Source organism: Mesorhizobium sp. M2C.T.Ca.TU.002.02.1.1 (assembly GCF_003997225.1).
On record NZ_RZTO01001150.1, the window covers coordinates 1 to 1,443 of the forward strand.

At 65.6% G+C, this 1,443-nt stretch carries 2 protein-coding genes; both read right to left on the reverse strand.

The genetic code is table 11. The features are described 5' to 3' along the window. Positions 1-809: DMT family transporter (locus tag EOD07_RS34215; RefSeq protein ID WP_164772833.1), on the reverse strand; the 809-nt coding region annotated here is incomplete at its 3' end. Positions 810-864: 55 nt separating this feature from the next. Next, a partial coding sequence (locus EOD07_RS34220; protein WP_164772832.1) for a DMT family transporter occupies positions 865-1,443 on the reverse strand: 579 nt, incomplete at its 5' end.

The window sequence follows — 1,443 nt, forward strand, 5'->3', positions numbered from 1 at the left end:
GGTGGGACTTCACCGAGGAACAGCAGCGCAAACAGGATGGCGAAGGGCACCTCGGCCGAGCCGAGCAGTCCGGCTTCCGCCGATGGGATAAGCCGCGAGCCTTCCGTCCACAGGATCGAGGCCAGGGCGAAGGAGCAGCCGAAGGTGGCGAGCAGCACCACGTCGCGCGTCGAGACGGCCAGCGGATCGGTGACGAACCAGCCGAGCACGAAGAGCAGGAAGGCCGAGACCGCGCCCGCCCAGACAACCGGCGAGTCGCGAAAGGCGCGCACCATGATCATGTAGAGCGCGCTGCCCGTGGTCATCAAAAGCGCCAGCCCGTCGCCGAACAGATGGCCGCTGCCGAGGCCGGCGCCCACCATGATGGCGACGCCGCAAAGCGACACCGCCGCCGCAATCATGGTCTGCAGCCGGAATTTCTCCCGCACCAGAAGGAAGGCAAGAAGCGCGGCGATGAAGGGCGAGGTCGCGTAGATCACCGCGACATTGGCCACATAGGTGAACTTGAAAGCCGATATGAAGGCGATGCTGGCAGCAGCACCCTCGACCGCGAGCAGCCAGCCGCGCCAACCCAATCTCAGGCTCTCGCGCCCGCCCGAGCGGCGCCGACGCCACAGCACATAGAGCGTGATCAGGATCGAGCCGAAAAAACCGCGCCAGCAGGTGATGGTCAGCGGATCGGCATGGATCGACTTGGTCAGCACGCCAGTGAGCGCGAAGGCGACGGCCGATGCCGACACCAGGATAATGCCGAGCGTGCGCTCGGCCGCCACGTCGGCGGCGGCGGTAGGCGCACGTTTTTCAGGCATGTCGAGCGTATCCGTCATGGCGCCAGCCTAACCAGTTGCTCCTGACACCCCTCTGTCATGAGGCGTGCTCCCGTCGGCGGAAATGCTCGTTGCCGACGATGAGCAGGCCGGCGCCGATGATCAGCGCCGCGCCCATGAACACTTCCGTACGCGGCAGGTCGCCCCAGATGGCGTAGCCCAGCGCGAAGGCCCAAACCAGCGAGGTGTATTCGAACGGCGCGATAATCGACACCGGCGCGCGCTTCATGCCTTCGAACAGCACATATTGCGCCACTCCGCCAAGCGCCCCGACGCTGACAAGCAAAAGAAGCTGCCGCCAGTCGGGCATGCGCCACCAGAGCAGCGCCGGCACGGCCGAGAAGAGCAGGAAATAGAAATTGTTGAGCACGAGCTGGATCATGGTGCGCTCCTGCATGGCGGTCTTGCGCAGCAGCACCACCGCGATCCCCCAAAGCACGGCCGCCGCCAGCACCAGAAGCACCGGGGCAGAGAGGCCGAGCCGCGTCGGATCGCAGGCGACGAACACGCCGACGAAACCGATGAACACCGCCAGCCAGCGCAGCAACGGCACCGTCTCGCCCAGGATCAGCACGGACAGCACGGTGACGATGATCGGCGCGGCATAATAGATGGT